Below are 14,172 nucleotides of genomic sequence, written 5' to 3' on the forward strand. Positions count from 1 at the left end.
TATTTTTGTTTTAGAGGTTTATATACTGAGATATTTAATTGGGACAGCATCCAAATAACTTTAGTTATAAGCTCCTAAAGACCTTACTATTTACTTTACAAAATAAATTATATTTAAATCCAATTTAGAATTCCAGATCCTTTATGAATTAGATAAAAGCCCAGGATTAGAAGTAGACCAGCCGTCAAGTACTGTCCGTGTTTTTGGATCCAAGCATTTATCTGCGAAAGAATTTTATTTGCCTTTTTGGGTACTAAAAAGCATATTAATAGGGGTATTTCCACCAACAAAAGGGTAATGATAACCAGAAGAATTAAAGAGATTGTTTTACCCGGCCAATTCACGATGGAAATTGCAATTTGACTGCTTGCATATATCACCAAAATGGTGGTGATGAAATTTATGGCAAACATGCCCATGGCCAATAACATGCTGCCCCCAAATTCAGAGGCACTTGACCTTTCCTCTTGAGGGGTTTCTAATTTCATAGGATTATTATCTTTTTGAAAAGAGATTTTCATGGCAAAAAAGAGTAAAATAAAACCTAAAAGAACATCTATCAACTCCCGTAAGGGGCTGGAATTACCCCCAGTCACAAATGATGCGCCCTTGGCGGCTAAAAATCCTAATAGAACCGCCACCAACATGACTATTATAGATCCCGCCAAAAAACCTACACCGCTGGTTTTTGGTTTCTTGGACAGGGACAATAACAGAATTACCACTGTAAAAGTGGTGGGGCTTATGGCCGCCACCAGGGCAATGGGCACAACATCCGCTAATAAAGTTACTAATTCGGACATTTAAAGTTGGGATTGACGGTCTTATTCATCTCCCATCTTTTCTATCTTATCCGCTACTTTCCAGTGGCTTCCTTTCTTCTCAGCCCGCCTAATAAGCAGCACACCTATTAAAGCTCCCACTATACCCCCAGCAGTATCGGTGAATAAGTCGTTCATAGTATCTTCATGGGCATTCTGGGTGGGTGACCCCTGCATCTGAGTGTTTCCGGTAATATCACCTAAGGGGCCCTGAGATAGGTATTTATCATAGGTATACTCACCCATTTCTAGTATTCCACCTAATCCTATGGTTACTACCACGATCACAATGGCCATCCCTGCTAAAGACATTTTTAGACGTCCGTAGAAGTACATGGTGTAAACCACCATCATACCTATAAGACCCATGTACAGGGGCAGCATGAAGTGCATGAAGTTATCGTAATAAGGAAGTTTAACGTACAATCCCAGGGCATCTCCCCACACCAGTTCAAATAGCACCATGGTCAACAGTATTAGTTCTATTTCTACAGGAATGACACGTATACGATTACGGGTGATGAAGGCCGGGGCGTTAATTATTGCCAGAGCTACGAGTATAAGAATCCCAAAAATCCTTTCAGCACCGTTAGCACCCCCAAAGATGGTAATGTAAATACCTGATATAATGAGGAATATTCGCAGTATTCTGAGTAGATTTCGTTGTAGAGGACTTATATCCTCATTATCCGGGTTAAAAAAGCTCATTTCTTTTCGTCTCCTATCTAATTAATTAATTCTAAAAAATATCACATTTTAGATACATATAAAAATTATTACATTTAAATATATAATTAAATTTCTTTAATCGTGAAGAGACAAAATGTCTTCTCATAAAGGAATAAGGAGCTAAAAATGATTTCTAATCTTAAAATACCGGCAATTTCACCTTTAATACTGCTGTTAATTTTGTTTACCCTCCTATCCTTTGGAATCCTAATTCCAATTTTAAGCCTGATTTTGCTGGGAGCCATGATTGCTTATTTAGTAAGGCCTTTAGCTCTAAAAATCAAGCCTTACGTAAAGTTTGAAACCTTGGCGATCTTTTTGGCCATGATTCTCCTAGCAGCACCCATAGTCATCCTTATTTATTTTACCGCCGTTCAAATTCTATTACTAGCCAGTGATATAGCCGGAGCACTTCCTTCAGCAAGTAATAGTACCTTAACTTCTGGTAATGCCACCCTAGAAATTGCCCGTGCCCAGAATTTAGGATCTTTAGATAACATGGCCAATGAATTGATAGCTCAAATAGGCAAACTTATCGGCCAGTTTGTTGTATGGCTGGCCGGGCAGATAATAACCACTATTGCCTACATCCCCTCCTTATTCACTGATATGATTATACTGCTCTTTTCCATATTTTACTTTGCAAAAGATGGAGATAGATTTGTACAATTCTTAAAAGATATGCTACCCAAAGAAGAAACCTTCCAAAAGCTGTATGTACAAGTCGACGATATTCTGAAGTCCATAATGATTGTAAATATTGTTTGTGCCGTTCTTCTGGGGCTATTGTCTGTATTACTTTACTACATCCTTGGATACCCTTATATTTTGCTTCTTGGTATTGTCACTGCTTTCTCTGAGTTTGTTCCAGTGGTAGGGCCCTGGGTAGTTTATGGGGCCCTAGGAATCGTGGATATAATCACTGGAAACTACATCCGAGGGATTGTAGTTATTGTATTTGGCTGGTTAATTGATACCGTGGTGGACATGTACATCCGTCCCCGACTGGCAGGAAAGTACACTGAAGTACATCCCCTGGTATTCTTAGTAGGATTCCTCTTCGGTGCCATTACTTTAGGCCTTCCAGGCCTATTTATCGGGCCATTAATCGTGGGAATAGCTTCTGTACTCTATCATTTGTATAGAGATGAAAAAATAAAAGGAAATATGGCATAGATATCTTATTGAAGAATCATCAGGTAATAGTGGTATCAAATAAGGATGAACCAATAATGAAAACTTTATTCTAAAACTCCGTGATTCAACTTAAAAATTGTATCTGAATATTTAATAACTTTTTTATTGTCGGTAAATACCATAATGGTGCATTCCTTTTTCAAATCCTTTAAAAGTTCCATAATGTTAATGGCGCCAGATTCGGATAATGAAGAGGTGGGTTCATCAACTAACAGAAGCTGGGGGCTGTTGATCATGGCCCGGGCTATGCTGGCTCTTTGCTGCTCTTCAACCGATATCTGGTTTGGATAAGAACCCACATTTTCAACACCCAGACATTTAAGTATTTTCAACGCCCTGATCTTGTTTTTTTGGATCATGGGCAGCATTAAATTTTCCAGAATAGTCAAATAAGGCAAAAGGCTCGGATAAGGGGGGACGAAGCCCACTTCACGGCGGATAAAATTTAACCGTTCGTCAGGTTCGGGGTTTGTCAAGTCCTTATGGGCAAAGATTACTGTCCCTGAACTTGGACTCTCTAAAAGTCCGGCGATACGTAGTAGAGTTGACTTACCCGAACCTTGAGGGCCCAAAACTAAGTATAAACTTTTAGAATTTAATTTCAGAGATATATGGTTAAGAACCAGAATTTCATCATCTCCGGATGTGGGATATGACTTACTCACTCCCTTCAATTCCAGAATTTCATTAGACAGGATTGAATACCCCCTCAAAACCATTTTTAGATGCCAACCAGGCCGGGAATAAACTCAAAAGGAAACTAAGGCCGGTGGTGATAGTGATGGTCATGAGTATCAACCATCCCGGCAACACCAATCCCAGGTTACCGAAACCTAAGATCTGGGTTAACAGGTACAACCCTATGCTGCCCAGGATCACCCCAACCAAGGAGGAAATCAGTCCCAGAATGGTACCTTCCAATGCAAAGGTCAGTAAAATCTGTTTCTCAGAAAATCCCATTAACTTTAACAGACCCACCTCTCTTCTCCGCTCCACCTCATTGAAAAACATAGTGGTGTAAACTCCTATCACCCCAATAATTAGAGCAATACTGGCTATTCCATCTAATAAAAAAATTACGTTTCGAATTAAATTTACTACATCATTAGCTGCCGGATACTGATCCAGGTTTATTCCTAAACTAGAAGTGATATACTGAGTCAGACTAACGTTCAAACTGTTGTTTTCTGAAGTATTCCCACCCGAAGATTGATTACCAGCACTCAACCCCTCAATTCTATCTAAAAAACTGGTAACGCCCAGTCCAGATCCTACTAAAACAAGGAGAACCAACACCCCCATAGTTATGCCTAGAATCGTGGAAATATTGCGCATACGATTTCTACGCAGATTTTTTAGGGCTAATAGGTAGATCACCATAGAATTCTTCCAATAAACTTCTTTTTAACAATTATTCTACAAGATATTTATTATTATTAAAGACCTAAATATTCATAATAATATCATAAATATAAGCTAATTTTTATCAATATTATGTAAATGGAACATTTTAAACAAATAATTATTTATATTTAATTTAAATAACTATATTGGGCTTGTTTGAAAAAATTTATGGAGGGATAATTAATGGCCGAAGGAAATAACGTTTTATTAGGTATTTTAGCGATCATTTTAGGTATCTTAGTTATTGCGTTCCCGATTTTCAGCGTGTTTACAGCAAGCGTACTGGCCGGGTTAGCTATAATCTTTTTAGGAATTTCACTACTTGCAAAGAGTTTTGGAGCTTGGAGCGAGAGTAAAGGTGCCAGTATAGCCTTTTTGATACTTGGAATCATCGCCGTAGTTGTTGGAATTGGTTTATTCGGAAGTGTAGTTGCTTTTAGTTTCTTAGCCAGTTTCTGGCTATACTTTGCAGGATTTTTCCTGATAATTTCAGGTATAATGTCACTATTTAGTAAAGAAACTGTAGGTAAAGGAGTCGGCGCATTAGGGATAATTTTAGGTATTTTGTATATGATATTAGCTTCCTATGCCTGGAACCCCTACTACCTGGCCATGTTAATAGGAATATGGCTAATATTTGATGGAATAGCCTTATTCTTCGTTAGTCCATCAGAATTGATGAAAACAGAATCAACAGAATAGATAATCCTAAAATCAAACAAGCCCATATTATTTAATATTTGGAGATTTTCCATGGCTGAAACAAAAAACGTTTTTATAGGTATCTTAGCAGTGATATTAGGTTTAATTGTCATTTTATTCCCTCTAATCAGCGTTTCCACATTCAGTGTTATCGCTGGAGTGGGTATCATATTTTTAGGAATCTGGATTTTAGCCCAGAGTTTTAAAGCTAAAAGTTTAGCAGCAGGAATAGCTGACTTGATCATAGCCATCTTTGCAATAATGCTGGGAATAGTGTTTATTGGAGATATTAAAGCATTTCAATTTTTTAGCTCCTTAGCACTGTATATAGTGGGATTATTCGTGGCATTATCCGGATTAACATCTCTATCTGGTGAAGGAACAAAAGGAAAAGCTATCGGAATTTTGGGAATAATTCTGGGTGTTTTATTTATAGTGATGGGTACATACGCATATAATCCATTGGTATTAGCTGCAATTATCGGCGCTTTCCTAATTATAGCCGGAATAATGGAGATTTTTGATCTTTTCGGGGCAATGAACAAAAAAGAAGAAAACTAATTTACAAGAGGAATCCTATTTTAACGCTGAAAATCGATCAAATCATAATAATTAACCTACAGAGGGATAATAATGGCTAACGAAGACCAGTACAAATGGGGTGTAGTGATAGTAGCCTGTATGGCGATTTTCATAATCGTATTAGATTCATCAGCCATGAATGTGGCGATTTCTACACTGGTCATAGAATTAAATACGAGTTTATCAATGATCCAGGCCATTATAGCTTTGTATGCCCTAATTATTGCTTCGTTCATGTTATTGGGGAGTAAGCTTCAGGATATCCTGGGAAGAAAAAAGACCTTCCTGGTGGGTCTGGTGATATACGCTTCAGGAACCACCATCGCCACCCTAAGTGTCAACGCCACCATGCTCTTAATCGGATGGGCGGTCTTGGAGGGTATCGGAGCGGCCTTGATGTTTCCGGCCACAACCACCCTGGTGGGAGCTAGTTATAAAGGTAAAGATAAAGTAACCGCTTTTGGAATTTGGGGAGGCATAGCAGCCATGGGGGCGGCTATTGGACCCATAGTAGGTGGAGTTTTTACCACATACTTGACCTGGAGACTGGTATTTGCCTCAGAACTGATCTTTGTTGCGGCCATAATAATTTTCAGACACTATTTAAGCGAATCAAAACCATCACTCCAGTGGAAAGATCTGGATATGGTTGGGGTTTTACTCTCTATAGTTTCCCTTATTATGATTATTTTAGGCATTTTATTACTTGGCAGCCCCCAAAACTGGGGATATGTCCCAGTACTAGTTATATCTGGTTCAATCCTCTTTGGAATATTTTTATTATGGCAGCGGAGAAGAATTAATAAAGGTTTAGAACCATTAACGGATATATCTCTTTTAAAAAATCGCCTGTTTGGATTAGGCAACCTAAACTCCATCATTTCGCAGATCCCATTAGCAGGATTTCTTTTCATAATACCAGTATTTCTGCAGCAGGTCGCTAAGGCTGATGCATTTACCACGGGTCTTGCTCTTTTACCAGCATCAATTACCATTTTAATCTTTTCTCTACTGGGAGCGAGAGTTTCATCGATTTTAGGGCCCAAATACATATTAATGATCGGGTTCATTGTTTCGGCAGTAGGGACATTCATATTGGGCGGAACATTTAATTTAAACACCCAAGCAATGGACATTGTGCCGGGAACAATAGTGTTTGGGATTGGAATAGGATTTTTACTGTCCCAGATAACCAATCTTGCTATGTCGGCTGCCCGAGGTGATCAGGAAACCGATGCCGCTGGTTTATTTAATTCATTTAAAAACTTAGGTTATTCACTGGGCACGGCACTAATAGGGGTCTTGCTTTTAGTAGGAATCTTCGGTGGGCTCACCACTTCCATAGATGCATCCAGCCTATCTGGAAACATGACCACCGAAGAGATACAAGAAAATCTGTTTAATTATGTGGAGAAGATGCAGACTGTTAGTCCGGAGAATATACCACCCAGTATGGTACCAGAAGTTACTCAAATAGTGAATTCAACCATAAGTTCGGCTATGAAACAGACTTTTAACGTGCTAACCATAATTCTGTTACTAGGGTTTGTTACGAGCTTATTCATTCCCTCAAAAAAAAGAATAAATCCTTAAATCGTTGCAATTAGATTGCAATTGAAGAATCTGAGAAAATAGAAATTCAAGATATCTCAAACCTGGGATTCAGATGATGGACATTATATTCTTTTTCGCCCTGATATTTTTGTTTGGCCTGTTTTCCCGTCGATTATCACAAAGCCCCATCACCGCGCAGATGGTTTTCAGTTTAACTGGTATATTGTTAGGTTTTATATTTGCCCTTCAGGTTAATCAGGAGTTAAACCGGGAATTGTTTCTATTAGTGGCGGAGGTAGCATTGGTACTGGTACTTTTCAGCGACGCATCAGGTATTGATATCAACACTTTCCGAACTAACAAATTAACCCTGAGAATGCTAAGCATCGGACTAATACTCACCATCATTGCCGGCATCATAGTGGGGGCCTATTTACTTACTGATATGGTTTTATGGGAAGTAGCAGCCCTGGCGGCTGTTTTAGCACCTACCGACGCTGCTCTTGGACAGATTGTAGTTCAAAATAAGAAATTGCCTTATAAAATCCGTGAGACCCTGGAAATTGAGAGTGGATTGAATGATGGAATTGCTGTGCCATTTCTTTTCCTTTTTTTAGCGGTTGGTCTGGCCGAAGAAGCTTTCAAACCGTTTAACTATTTTTTAATCACTACCTTAGAGCAAATAGGGTTTGGAGTGTTAATCGGGTTGGCTGTTGGATTAATAGGTGGTTGGATGGTTCTTCAGGCTAAGAAAAAAGGTTGGATAACTAAAACCTACCAGAGACTGGCTTTACTATCACTAGCCATATTAAGCTGGCTTATAACAGACCAATTGGGTGGCAGCGGTTTTATAGCAGCCTTTGTCGGTGGTTTTGCCACCGGATATATCTTTGAGGATGCAGGAGATATTTTAACAGACTTTGCCAGTGCTGAAGGAATGCTTCTAAGTTTAGCAGTCTTCTTTATTATGGGTGCTTTGATTGCTCCCTTAATATCATTTGTAACCTGGCAGATCCTTCTTTATGCAGTTTTGAGTCTGACGATGATTAGAATGCTGCCAGTGGCCATATCCCTCATTGAAACTAAAATGAGTTTGGATTCTGTGTTATTCATGGGCTGGTTCGGACCTAGAGGTCTAGCTTCAATAGTTTTGGCATTAGTAGCACTGGAGATGATTCCAGAATTTCCCGGGAAGAACACTTTCGTTTTAACTGTTCTTATTACCGTCCTTTTAAGTGTGATACTCCACGGTATAACTGCTTTACCTTTATCACAACTTTACATAAAACGTTTACAGAATCAGAATGATAATATAGGAAAATAGCTACATAAAAAGGTTGAAATATATATTTGTATTTTTAAGATTTAAGAGGAAAAAAATAAAGCCAATAACCACCAAAGTAGTTAACGGAGTTTGTTAGATAAAAACAGGGGGTAAAAGATATGCAAAAAACAGGAACCGCATTGGTTTTAATTATTTTGGGCCTAGTTGTATTAGCCTTCCCATTATTAGGATTAATTCCGTTAAGCCTTATTACCGGATTTTTAGTGTTAATTCTGGGTATTGGTCTTTTAATAGGTGGAATAATTCAAATAGGGGAAAGTGCAGGTTTAGGAATTCTGGAGATTATTCTGGGAATTATTGCCCTGATTCTGGGTATTGGGTTCATATTCAATCCAGGATTATTCAGCTGGTTAGTTGGTTTTATTGTCTGGATTGTGGGGTTATTCCTAATCTTAGCCGGTATTATTGGCATATTATCAAAATCTGGAGGAAGCAGGTGGAATGGAGTCATAGCCATAATTATTGGTGCAGTGTATGTAATTGTGGGGACCTGGATAAAAGACCCTGTGATATTAGGAGCTTTAATCGGTTTATGGCTGTTAATTAGTGGAATAATAATGCTGTTCATGAAAGAATGAGAGGGGAATCAACAAACTCCATTTATTTTTTTTCAATTTATTTTTAATTAGAAAAGATTAGCTAAAAACAATAAATATGCTGGAAATAACATAGAAATAAGATTTAAGGAGGAATCCATGCAAAGGCACTATCAGGTGATATTAGAAGGAGTTTTAGCTGTTCTAATATTAATTGAACTATTATCAATGAGTTTAATGACGGTAGGTTTCATTGCTGGCCTAAAAGCTGAAACTATCTATTCCTTTGGTAGTTTAGATGTGATGATTGCACTTTTCATACTCCTGGATTTAATATTTTTTAGAATCAGAAAAAGGGACGCTAACAAAACAAAATGGCAATTTCTCCATGCAAATTGGGTTTACATAGTGTCTGCAATCCCATTAACCTTTATCTCATTTAACCTTTTCCAATTATTCGGCTGGAAACCCATTATAGGATTAATAGGGATCGTGAGGATTTACGCATTAATAAGAGTACTTGTCATATCTGCCAGAAGTGTTCGCAAGTATCCGTCCAAGACTAAATTAGACTATGCTACCTTCGCACTGTTTTTAGTGATTATCCTTGGTTCATATCTCTTCTTTGCCATTGAAACCAGCGTAAATCCCGAAGTTCCCAACTACGAATCAGCCATATGGTATGCCCTGGTGTCCATGTCCACCACTGGTTACGGGGATGTGGTTCCCATAACACTGGCCGGCCGGATAATAGGTGTAATTCTAATCTTAACTGGTATGGGCTATGTAAGTTTGGTAACCGCTACCCTGGCCTACTCTTTCATTGATATATTCCGTACTGAGAGTCGTAAAGCCGCAGAAAAGCTCAGAACAACTGCTCAAGATCTGGATAAAAAGGCAGCAAAAAACGAGAAAAAAATGGATGAAATTATGGAAAAAATGGATGAGATCAACCAAAAACTCGATGAAATGGAAAAGAGGGAAGATAAATAATCAATCTATGAATCAATTCCTTTTATGTTTAATTTTAAATTTTTTTGACGATACAGATCCATTATTCTACCTATTCATACACCACTGCTGTTCCAGTGGCCGTGACGAGGGTCGCACTCCCCGAAAGCCCGCCAACGGAGTTGTAATCGATTAAAACTTCAATTACCGTGTTTCCACCTAATTTTTCAGCTTCTTCCAGAAGGTTTGCTATAGCCCCTTCACGGGCCTTTTTTAACTCCATCTCATCCAGCTTATCCTGGGAAACTATTTTCGAAATTCCTTTCGCGCCTTTTTCTCCCACCATCGCTTCACCAACAACCATTCCCAAGTGTTTGACGATCTTACCCTTCCCCACATAAGGAATGGTTAGAATAGGGGCTTCTAATGTATCCAAGAAATCAGGGATGACCGTTTCCTGGTCAGCTTTAGCTTGATTACTTTCATCTTCAGGAGATCTTCTGATGATCTTATCTGTCATTCTAGATAAGAAATTGCCCAAATATCCAATAACCCAAGTAAGGGTTCCCAGAAAGACCACAAAAAGTATGTAGTTAATCAGTATGGGAAATGCCGCCTGAATCATCAGGGCCAACCCACCTAAGGTGAAGAGGTTAAGAACTATGGGGTCTTTCGGGAAAAGCCAGGAGTAGGCGTTGATTATTATGAAGATTAACAGAGCACTGATGGCTCCGGTACTTTTTCCATACTTTCTGCGGGCTACATAAGCCTCCACATAACCGGCAATAAGAGGGGACACGATGAACATGATGTTAAACCCGAAAATAACTAAATTCCCTCTTACACAGATAACGGCAGATAGAAAACCCACTAAGACTCCGATAAATATGGCCCCAAAGGCCCACTTTTTTTCTACCAAAAAGTTCTTCACGGAAGCATACAAATTCTTAACCTCGGCAGTTGGCTATCTATAAAAAAATAAAGAATTACTAATCCTGGTAAGAAACTGCGGTTCCAAAGACGGTGACCATAATGGTGTTCCCCATGGTTCCTCCCAAGTTTTGATAAGCCAGTCGAACTCCGATAACAGCGTTGGCACCCTTATGAGCAGCTTTTTCCCCCATACTATCCAGAGCCACGGTACGGGCCTTTTTAAGTTCCTCTTCATAGGCAGATGTTCGACCACCCACCACGTCTCTGACCCCCGAAAAGAGGTCCTTGTAGACGTTAGCTCCCAAAAGAGACTCTCCTGTTACTAAACCATGATATTCTATGATTTTTTTACCTTCGATGGTGGGTGTGGTTACGATCAGCATGTTTTGTCCTCCAAGGATTCCGGTTATGGTTAGAGGGAATCATATGGGTAGAAATATATTTTATATTTTAAAGAATAAGTAAATACAGCATTGATTTTTTGCTAGAGAATAATGTTAATTTAATTGGGGGTAAGCGTCAATGGAGAAGAAAAACACCCTGGCAGGCTTCATAGCCATTATTCTGGGAATCATACTAATCATCTCCCCGGTAGTGGGGGTGCTGGCCGTGGGCCTAATATCTGGAGTGGTTTTGCTGGGTGCTGGTGCCTGGCTTTTAGTTACGGGACTGGGTGAGAGAAAGTATGGAAAACCATTCTGGATAATTTTCACTGGCTTAGGTGCCATTAGTGTAGTGATCGGAATAGTATTCTTACTCAATTTACAAAACATCGCCAGTTTCGGGATATGGACTTACATTTTAACCGGAATAATCCTTATAATAGCCGGGGGCATGGCATTGTTCGTGGGAGCCTCTGGAAATAAGTATAAAAAGTGGGCCGGTATTATTGGGATAGTAGTTGGGATAATCTACTTCATAGTGGGTTATTATGCCATCGAACCGCTTATTTTAGGCCTTATAATTGGAGTGGGATTTTTAATATACGGCATCCTTAACATCCGATGAAGACCAGCTGAAAACTGGATATCTAAAAAAGTTGAAGGGGTTAGAATTACCCTTAATTTTTTCTAGGTAATCATGAAATAAAGCCAGATTAGAATAAATACCGCAAAGGCTACGTAGAGAATTCTACGGGTTCTTTTAACTTTATTCTGATTTACATTATAAATTTGCTCACATTTTGGTGAACAGAACTTTTCACTCATGGGCATGGGGGTCCCACACATGGGACAGTGCTTGTGTTGGTCAGTCATTTTTTTTAAACCTCGTTAGATTAATCTTCAGGAATAATCAAGGTCCCGATTCTTTCCTTAAGGGCCTTTTTTATATTTTCTGGGTTTTCACCATTTAATATGACAGTTTTAATACCGGATCTTTTTATGATCTGGATGGCAGTGTGGTCTAAGAACTCGTAGGTACCAGCTTTTACTTCATTACCGGCTAAACAGCCCATCATCTGGGATGGAGTAACCTCCTGGAACAGCTCAGCATCCGAATGTTTCTTAGGATCCTTATCATAAAGACCATCTACCGATGTAGCGTTTATTAAAAGATCAGCACCTACAAACTCGGCCAAGATACTGCCTACTGCATCGGTACTGTGGGCTGGTTCAGTACCCCCCATTACCACTATCCTGCCTGAAGTAGCAAATTCAAGGGCCTGGTGGAAGTTTTCCGGGATGCGTGGATAAGCAAAAGTGGACAGGGCCATGCATAGAAGCCGGGCATTCAAACGGGTCACATCTATTCCTACATCATCACACAATGCCTCCGAAGCACCTATGCCCCGGGCTATTCCGATATAATCCCGGGCGGTTTTTCCACCACCCACCACTACAAATAAATCGTGTTCTTCATTTATACTCTTCAAAACTTCAGCGTAATCCTGGAAAAGTTGAGGGTCATGGTCCCTGATGATCACTGATCCACCCAGGGTAATTACTATTCGCATCACATCACCAAAGATAATTTAACCGAAGTAGAATATAAACCTTAAAAAGGATATCTTATGGATGCCTATTAATTAAACAACGTTTTTAAATCAAAAAGAATCTAATCTTTTAAAATAATCTTTATTAAGGAGTGATTTTTAGTGGCTGATACATCAACCAAAGAGTTATATGAAGTTAAAAGGACTCTGGAAGAGTTATCACAAAAAAAGGGAAGAGGTACGGAACTGGTCTCGGTTTACATACCCCCAGATCGTCAGATTAGCGACGTGGTTAAGCACATGCGTGAAGAGCTCAGTCAAAGTGCCAACATAAAGAGTAAACAGACTAAAAAGAATGTTCAATCGGCCATTGAAGTCATTATGCAGCGCATGAAACTGTTCCCCAAACCGCCAGAGAAGGGATTGGTTTTATTCGTGGGTATGATCCCCAAGGGTGGTCCAGGAACTGAAAAGATGGAAACCTATGTTTTTGAACCTCCCGAACCAGTGCAGACCTATATCTACCACTGTGACTCCCAGTTCTTCCTGGAACCATTACAGGAGATCATAGCCGAAAAGGACGTCTACGGATTGGCGGTGATTGATCGAAAGGAAGCCACCATAGCCATTCTCCGAGGAAAACGTATTGATATCGTTAAGCACCTGACCAGTGGGGTTCCGGGTAAACATAAAGCCGGTGGACAGTCACAGCGTCGTTTTGATCGTCTGATTGAACTGGCCGCTCATGAATTTTTGAAAAGAATCGGAGAACATATGAATGAAGCCTTTCTATCACTGGAAGACCTGCAGGGAGTTATTATAGGTGGGCCTGGCCATACCAAGGAAGACTTTGTGGACGGGGATTATTTGCACCACGAGATCAAGCAGAAGATCATAACCACCGTGGACACCTCCTACACTGGGGAGTTTGGTATCCGGGAGGTTATTGAGAAGTCCATGGATGTGCTCACCGAAATCGACATCATGCGGGAGAAGAAGCTAGTACAGAGGTTCCTGGCTGAACTGGTAGATGATGATGGTCTGGCCTCCTACGGAGAAAAACAGGTCAGACAAAACCTGCAAATGGGTGCCGTAGAAGTGGTATTATTGTCCGAGGAGCTTAAATCCGAACGAACATCCTACGAGTGCCAGTCCTGTGGTCATGTGGAAGAAAAAACCATTAAAAAAGATTCTGAAAAAGAAACAATCTCCTGCACGTCCTGTGGTGATAGTATGAAACCTTCACACTCAAAGGATCTTATAGATGACTTTGTGGAGATGGCCGAAGAAGTAGGTTCAGAAGTGGAGATAATATCCACCGAAACTGAAGAAGGAATGCAGTTGTACCGTGCCTTTGGTGGGATCGGAGCCATATTAAGATATCGGGTGTAAGCTAAGTTAAAGACGTATTCTGCGCTTTTTTTAAAAAAATTAAGGTTGATTAAGATTTAAAATCAAAAAATGAATTACATCTTTAGACTTATA

General features: G+C 39.6%; 18 protein-coding genes. 9 read left to right on the forward strand and 9 right to left on the reverse strand.

Going from position 1 to position 14,172, the window contains the following annotated elements; genetic code table 11:
- Positions 1 to 113: 113 nt before the first annotated feature.
- The 3 genes from FGU46_RS03495 to FGU46_RS03505 all read right to left on the reverse strand — a co-directional run bounded on the left by FGU46_RS03495 (position 114) and on the right by FGU46_RS03505 (position 1,795).
- Positions 114 to 803 carry a GAP family protein gene (locus tag FGU46_RS03495; RefSeq protein ID WP_286476572.1) on the reverse strand — a complete coding sequence of 230 codons (690 nt, stop codon included), beginning with the start codon at positions 801 to 803 and terminating at the stop codon, positions 114 to 116.
- Positions 804 to 824: 21 nt separating this feature from the next.
- A complete protein-coding gene (locus tag FGU46_RS03500) occupies positions 825 to 1,529 on the reverse strand; it encodes a hypothetical protein (protein ID WP_286476573.1) in 705 nt (234 codons plus the stop codon).
- Positions 1,530 to 1,615: 86 nt separating this feature from the next.
- Positions 1,616 to 1,795 (reverse strand): hypothetical protein, encoded by a 180-nt coding sequence (locus FGU46_RS03505; protein ID WP_286478573.1) that lies wholly within the window; start codon positions 1,793 to 1,795, stop codon positions 1,616 to 1,618.
- On the opposite strand from FGU46_RS03505, the gene FGU46_RS03510 reads away from it, so the two are divergent.
- Positions 1,731 to 2,726 (forward strand): AI-2E family transporter, encoded by a 996-nt coding sequence (locus tag FGU46_RS03510; protein ID WP_286478524.1) that lies wholly within the window; start codon positions 1,731 to 1,733, stop codon positions 2,724 to 2,726. The two genes, FGU46_RS03505 and FGU46_RS03510, sit on opposite strands and share 65 nt — an antisense overlap.
- Positions 2,727 to 2,791: 65 nt before the next feature.
- Here the strand turns inward: FGU46_RS03510 and FGU46_RS03515 are convergent, their stop codons facing one another.
- Positions 2,792 to 3,412 carry an ATP-binding cassette domain-containing protein gene (locus FGU46_RS03515; RefSeq protein WP_286476574.1) on the reverse strand — a complete coding sequence of 207 codons (621 nt, stop codon included), beginning with the start codon at positions 3,410 to 3,412 and terminating at the stop codon, positions 2,792 to 2,794.
- A gap of 22 nt (positions 3,413 to 3,434) precedes the next feature.
- On the reverse strand, positions 3,435 to 4,127 hold the full coding sequence (locus tag FGU46_RS03520; RefSeq protein ID WP_286476575.1) for an ABC transporter permease: 693 nt from the start codon (positions 4,125 to 4,127) through the stop codon (positions 3,435 to 3,437).
- Positions 4,128 to 4,334: 207 nt separating this feature from the next.
- Here FGU46_RS03520 and FGU46_RS03525 point away from each other — a divergent pair, with 207 nt between their 5' ends.
- The 6 genes from FGU46_RS03525 (at position 4,335) to FGU46_RS03550 (ending at position 9,863) form a co-directional block, all read left to right on the forward strand.
- The gene (locus tag FGU46_RS03525; protein ID WP_286476576.1) at positions 4,335 to 4,853 is read left to right on the forward strand and encodes a DUF308 domain-containing protein; all 519 of its coding nucleotides are present in this window, start codon (positions 4,335 to 4,337) and stop codon (positions 4,851 to 4,853) included.
- A gap of 51 nt (positions 4,854 to 4,904) precedes the next feature.
- The gene (locus FGU46_RS03530; RefSeq protein ID WP_286476577.1) at positions 4,905 to 5,414 is read left to right on the forward strand and encodes a DUF308 domain-containing protein; all 510 of its coding nucleotides are present in this window, start codon (positions 4,905 to 4,907) and stop codon (positions 5,412 to 5,414) included.
- A 72-nt stretch (positions 5,415 to 5,486) separates the two neighbouring features.
- Positions 5,487 to 7,028 (forward strand): MFS transporter, encoded by a 1,542-nt coding sequence (locus FGU46_RS03535; protein ID WP_286476578.1) that lies wholly within the window; start codon positions 5,487 to 5,489, stop codon positions 7,026 to 7,028.
- 73 nt (positions 7,029 to 7,101) lie between these two features.
- Entirely contained in the window at positions 7,102 to 8,313 is a 1,212-nt protein-coding gene (locus FGU46_RS03540; protein WP_286476580.1) for a cation:proton antiporter, read from the forward strand.
- A gap of 119 nt (positions 8,314 to 8,432) precedes the next feature.
- Positions 8,433 to 8,912 (forward strand): DUF308 domain-containing protein, encoded by a 480-nt coding sequence (locus FGU46_RS03545; protein WP_286476581.1) that lies wholly within the window; start codon positions 8,433 to 8,435, stop codon positions 8,910 to 8,912.
- Between the two features lie 117 nt (positions 8,913 to 9,029).
- Positions 9,030 to 9,863 (forward strand): potassium channel family protein, encoded by an 834-nt coding sequence (locus FGU46_RS03550; protein WP_286476582.1) that lies wholly within the window; start codon positions 9,030 to 9,032, stop codon positions 9,861 to 9,863.
- A gap of 70 nt (positions 9,864 to 9,933) precedes the next feature.
- On the opposite strand, the gene FGU46_RS03555 is transcribed toward FGU46_RS03550, so the two are convergent.
- Both FGU46_RS03555 and FGU46_RS03560 read right to left on the reverse strand, forming a co-directional pair.
- Positions 9,934 to 10,740, reverse strand: a complete 807-nt coding sequence (locus FGU46_RS03555) for a YbjQ family protein (protein WP_286476583.1) — start codon at positions 10,738 to 10,740, stop codon at positions 9,934 to 9,936.
- A 70-nt stretch (positions 10,741 to 10,810) separates the two neighbouring features.
- Complete coding sequence (locus FGU46_RS03560) at positions 10,811 to 11,137, reverse strand: heavy metal-binding domain-containing protein (RefSeq protein WP_286476584.1); 327 nt, start codon at positions 11,135 to 11,137, stop codon at positions 10,811 to 10,813.
- Between the two features lie 139 nt (positions 11,138 to 11,276).
- Here FGU46_RS03560 and FGU46_RS03565 point away from each other — a divergent pair, with 139 nt between their 5' ends.
- Positions 11,277 to 11,762 carry a DUF308 domain-containing protein gene (locus FGU46_RS03565; protein WP_286476585.1) on the forward strand — a complete coding sequence of 162 codons (486 nt, stop codon included), beginning with the start codon at positions 11,277 to 11,279 and terminating at the stop codon, positions 11,760 to 11,762.
- Positions 11,763 to 11,824: 62 nt separating this feature from the next.
- Here the strand turns inward: FGU46_RS03565 and FGU46_RS03570 are convergent, their stop codons facing one another.
- Together FGU46_RS03570 and pyrH are read right to left on the reverse strand one after the other, a co-directional pair.
- Positions 11,825 to 12,010 carry a DUF2116 family Zn-ribbon domain-containing protein gene (locus tag FGU46_RS03570; RefSeq protein ID WP_286476586.1) on the reverse strand — a complete coding sequence of 62 codons (186 nt, stop codon included), beginning with the start codon at positions 12,008 to 12,010 and terminating at the stop codon, positions 11,825 to 11,827.
- Between the two features lie 20 nt (positions 12,011 to 12,030).
- Positions 12,031 to 12,708 (reverse strand): UMP kinase, encoded by a 678-nt coding sequence (gene pyrH / locus FGU46_RS03575; RefSeq protein ID WP_286476587.1) that lies wholly within the window; start codon positions 12,706 to 12,708, stop codon positions 12,031 to 12,033.
- Positions 12,709 to 12,849: 141 nt separating this feature from the next.
- Between pyrH and prf1 the strand changes: the two genes are divergently transcribed.
- Positions 12,850 to 14,079 (forward strand): peptide chain release factor aRF-1, encoded by a 1,230-nt coding sequence (prf1, locus tag FGU46_RS03580; protein WP_286476588.1) that lies wholly within the window; start codon positions 12,850 to 12,852, stop codon positions 14,077 to 14,079.
- Positions 14,080 to 14,172 lie beyond the last annotated feature (93 nt).

Source organism: Methanobacterium sp. CWC-01 (assembly GCF_030323845.1).
GTDB classification, from domain to species: domain Archaea; phylum Methanobacteriota; class Methanobacteria; order Methanobacteriales; family Methanobacteriaceae; genus Methanobacterium; species Methanobacterium aridiramus.

Coding starts and splice junctions, on each gene's coding strand:
- FGU46_RS03495 (WP_286476572.1), bottom strand. CDS start 803: ATGTCCGAATTAGTAACTTTATTAGCGGATGTTGTGCCCATTGCCCTG.
- FGU46_RS03500 (WP_286476573.1), bottom strand. CDS start 1,529: ATGAGCTTTTTTAACCCGGATAATGAGGATATAAGTCCTCTACAACGA.
- FGU46_RS03505 (WP_286478573.1), bottom strand. CDS start 1,795: ATGGCTCCCAGCAAAATCAGGCTTAAAATTGGAATTAGGATTCCAAAG.
- FGU46_RS03520 (WP_286476575.1), bottom strand. CDS start 4,127: ATGGTGATCTACCTATTAGCCCTAAAAAATCTGCGTAGAAATCGTATG.
- FGU46_RS03525 (WP_286476576.1), top strand. CDS start 4,335: ATGGCCGAAGGAAATAACGTTTTATTAGGTATTTTAGCGATCATTTTA.
- FGU46_RS03530 (WP_286476577.1), top strand. CDS start 4,905: ATGGCTGAAACAAAAAACGTTTTTATAGGTATCTTAGCAGTGATATTA.
- FGU46_RS03535 (WP_286476578.1), top strand. CDS start 5,487: ATGGCTAACGAAGACCAGTACAAATGGGGTGTAGTGATAGTAGCCTGT.
- FGU46_RS03540 (WP_286476580.1), top strand. CDS start 7,102: ATGATGGACATTATATTCTTTTTCGCCCTGATATTTTTGTTTGGCCTG.
- FGU46_RS03545 (WP_286476581.1), top strand. CDS start 8,433: ATGCAAAAAACAGGAACCGCATTGGTTTTAATTATTTTGGGCCTAGTT.
- FGU46_RS03550 (WP_286476582.1), top strand. CDS start 9,030: ATGCAAAGGCACTATCAGGTGATATTAGAAGGAGTTTTAGCTGTTCTA.
- FGU46_RS03560 (WP_286476584.1), bottom strand. CDS start 11,137: ATGCTGATCGTAACCACACCCACCATCGAAGGTAAAAAAATCATAGAA.
- FGU46_RS03565 (WP_286476585.1), top strand. CDS start 11,277: ATGGAGAAGAAAAACACCCTGGCAGGCTTCATAGCCATTATTCTGGGA.
- FGU46_RS03570 (WP_286476586.1), bottom strand. CDS start 12,010: ATGACTGACCAACACAAGCACTGTCCCATGTGTGGGACCCCCATGCCC.
- pyrH (WP_286476587.1), bottom strand. CDS start 12,708: ATGCGAATAGTAATTACCCTGGGTGGATCAGTGATCATCAGGGACCAT.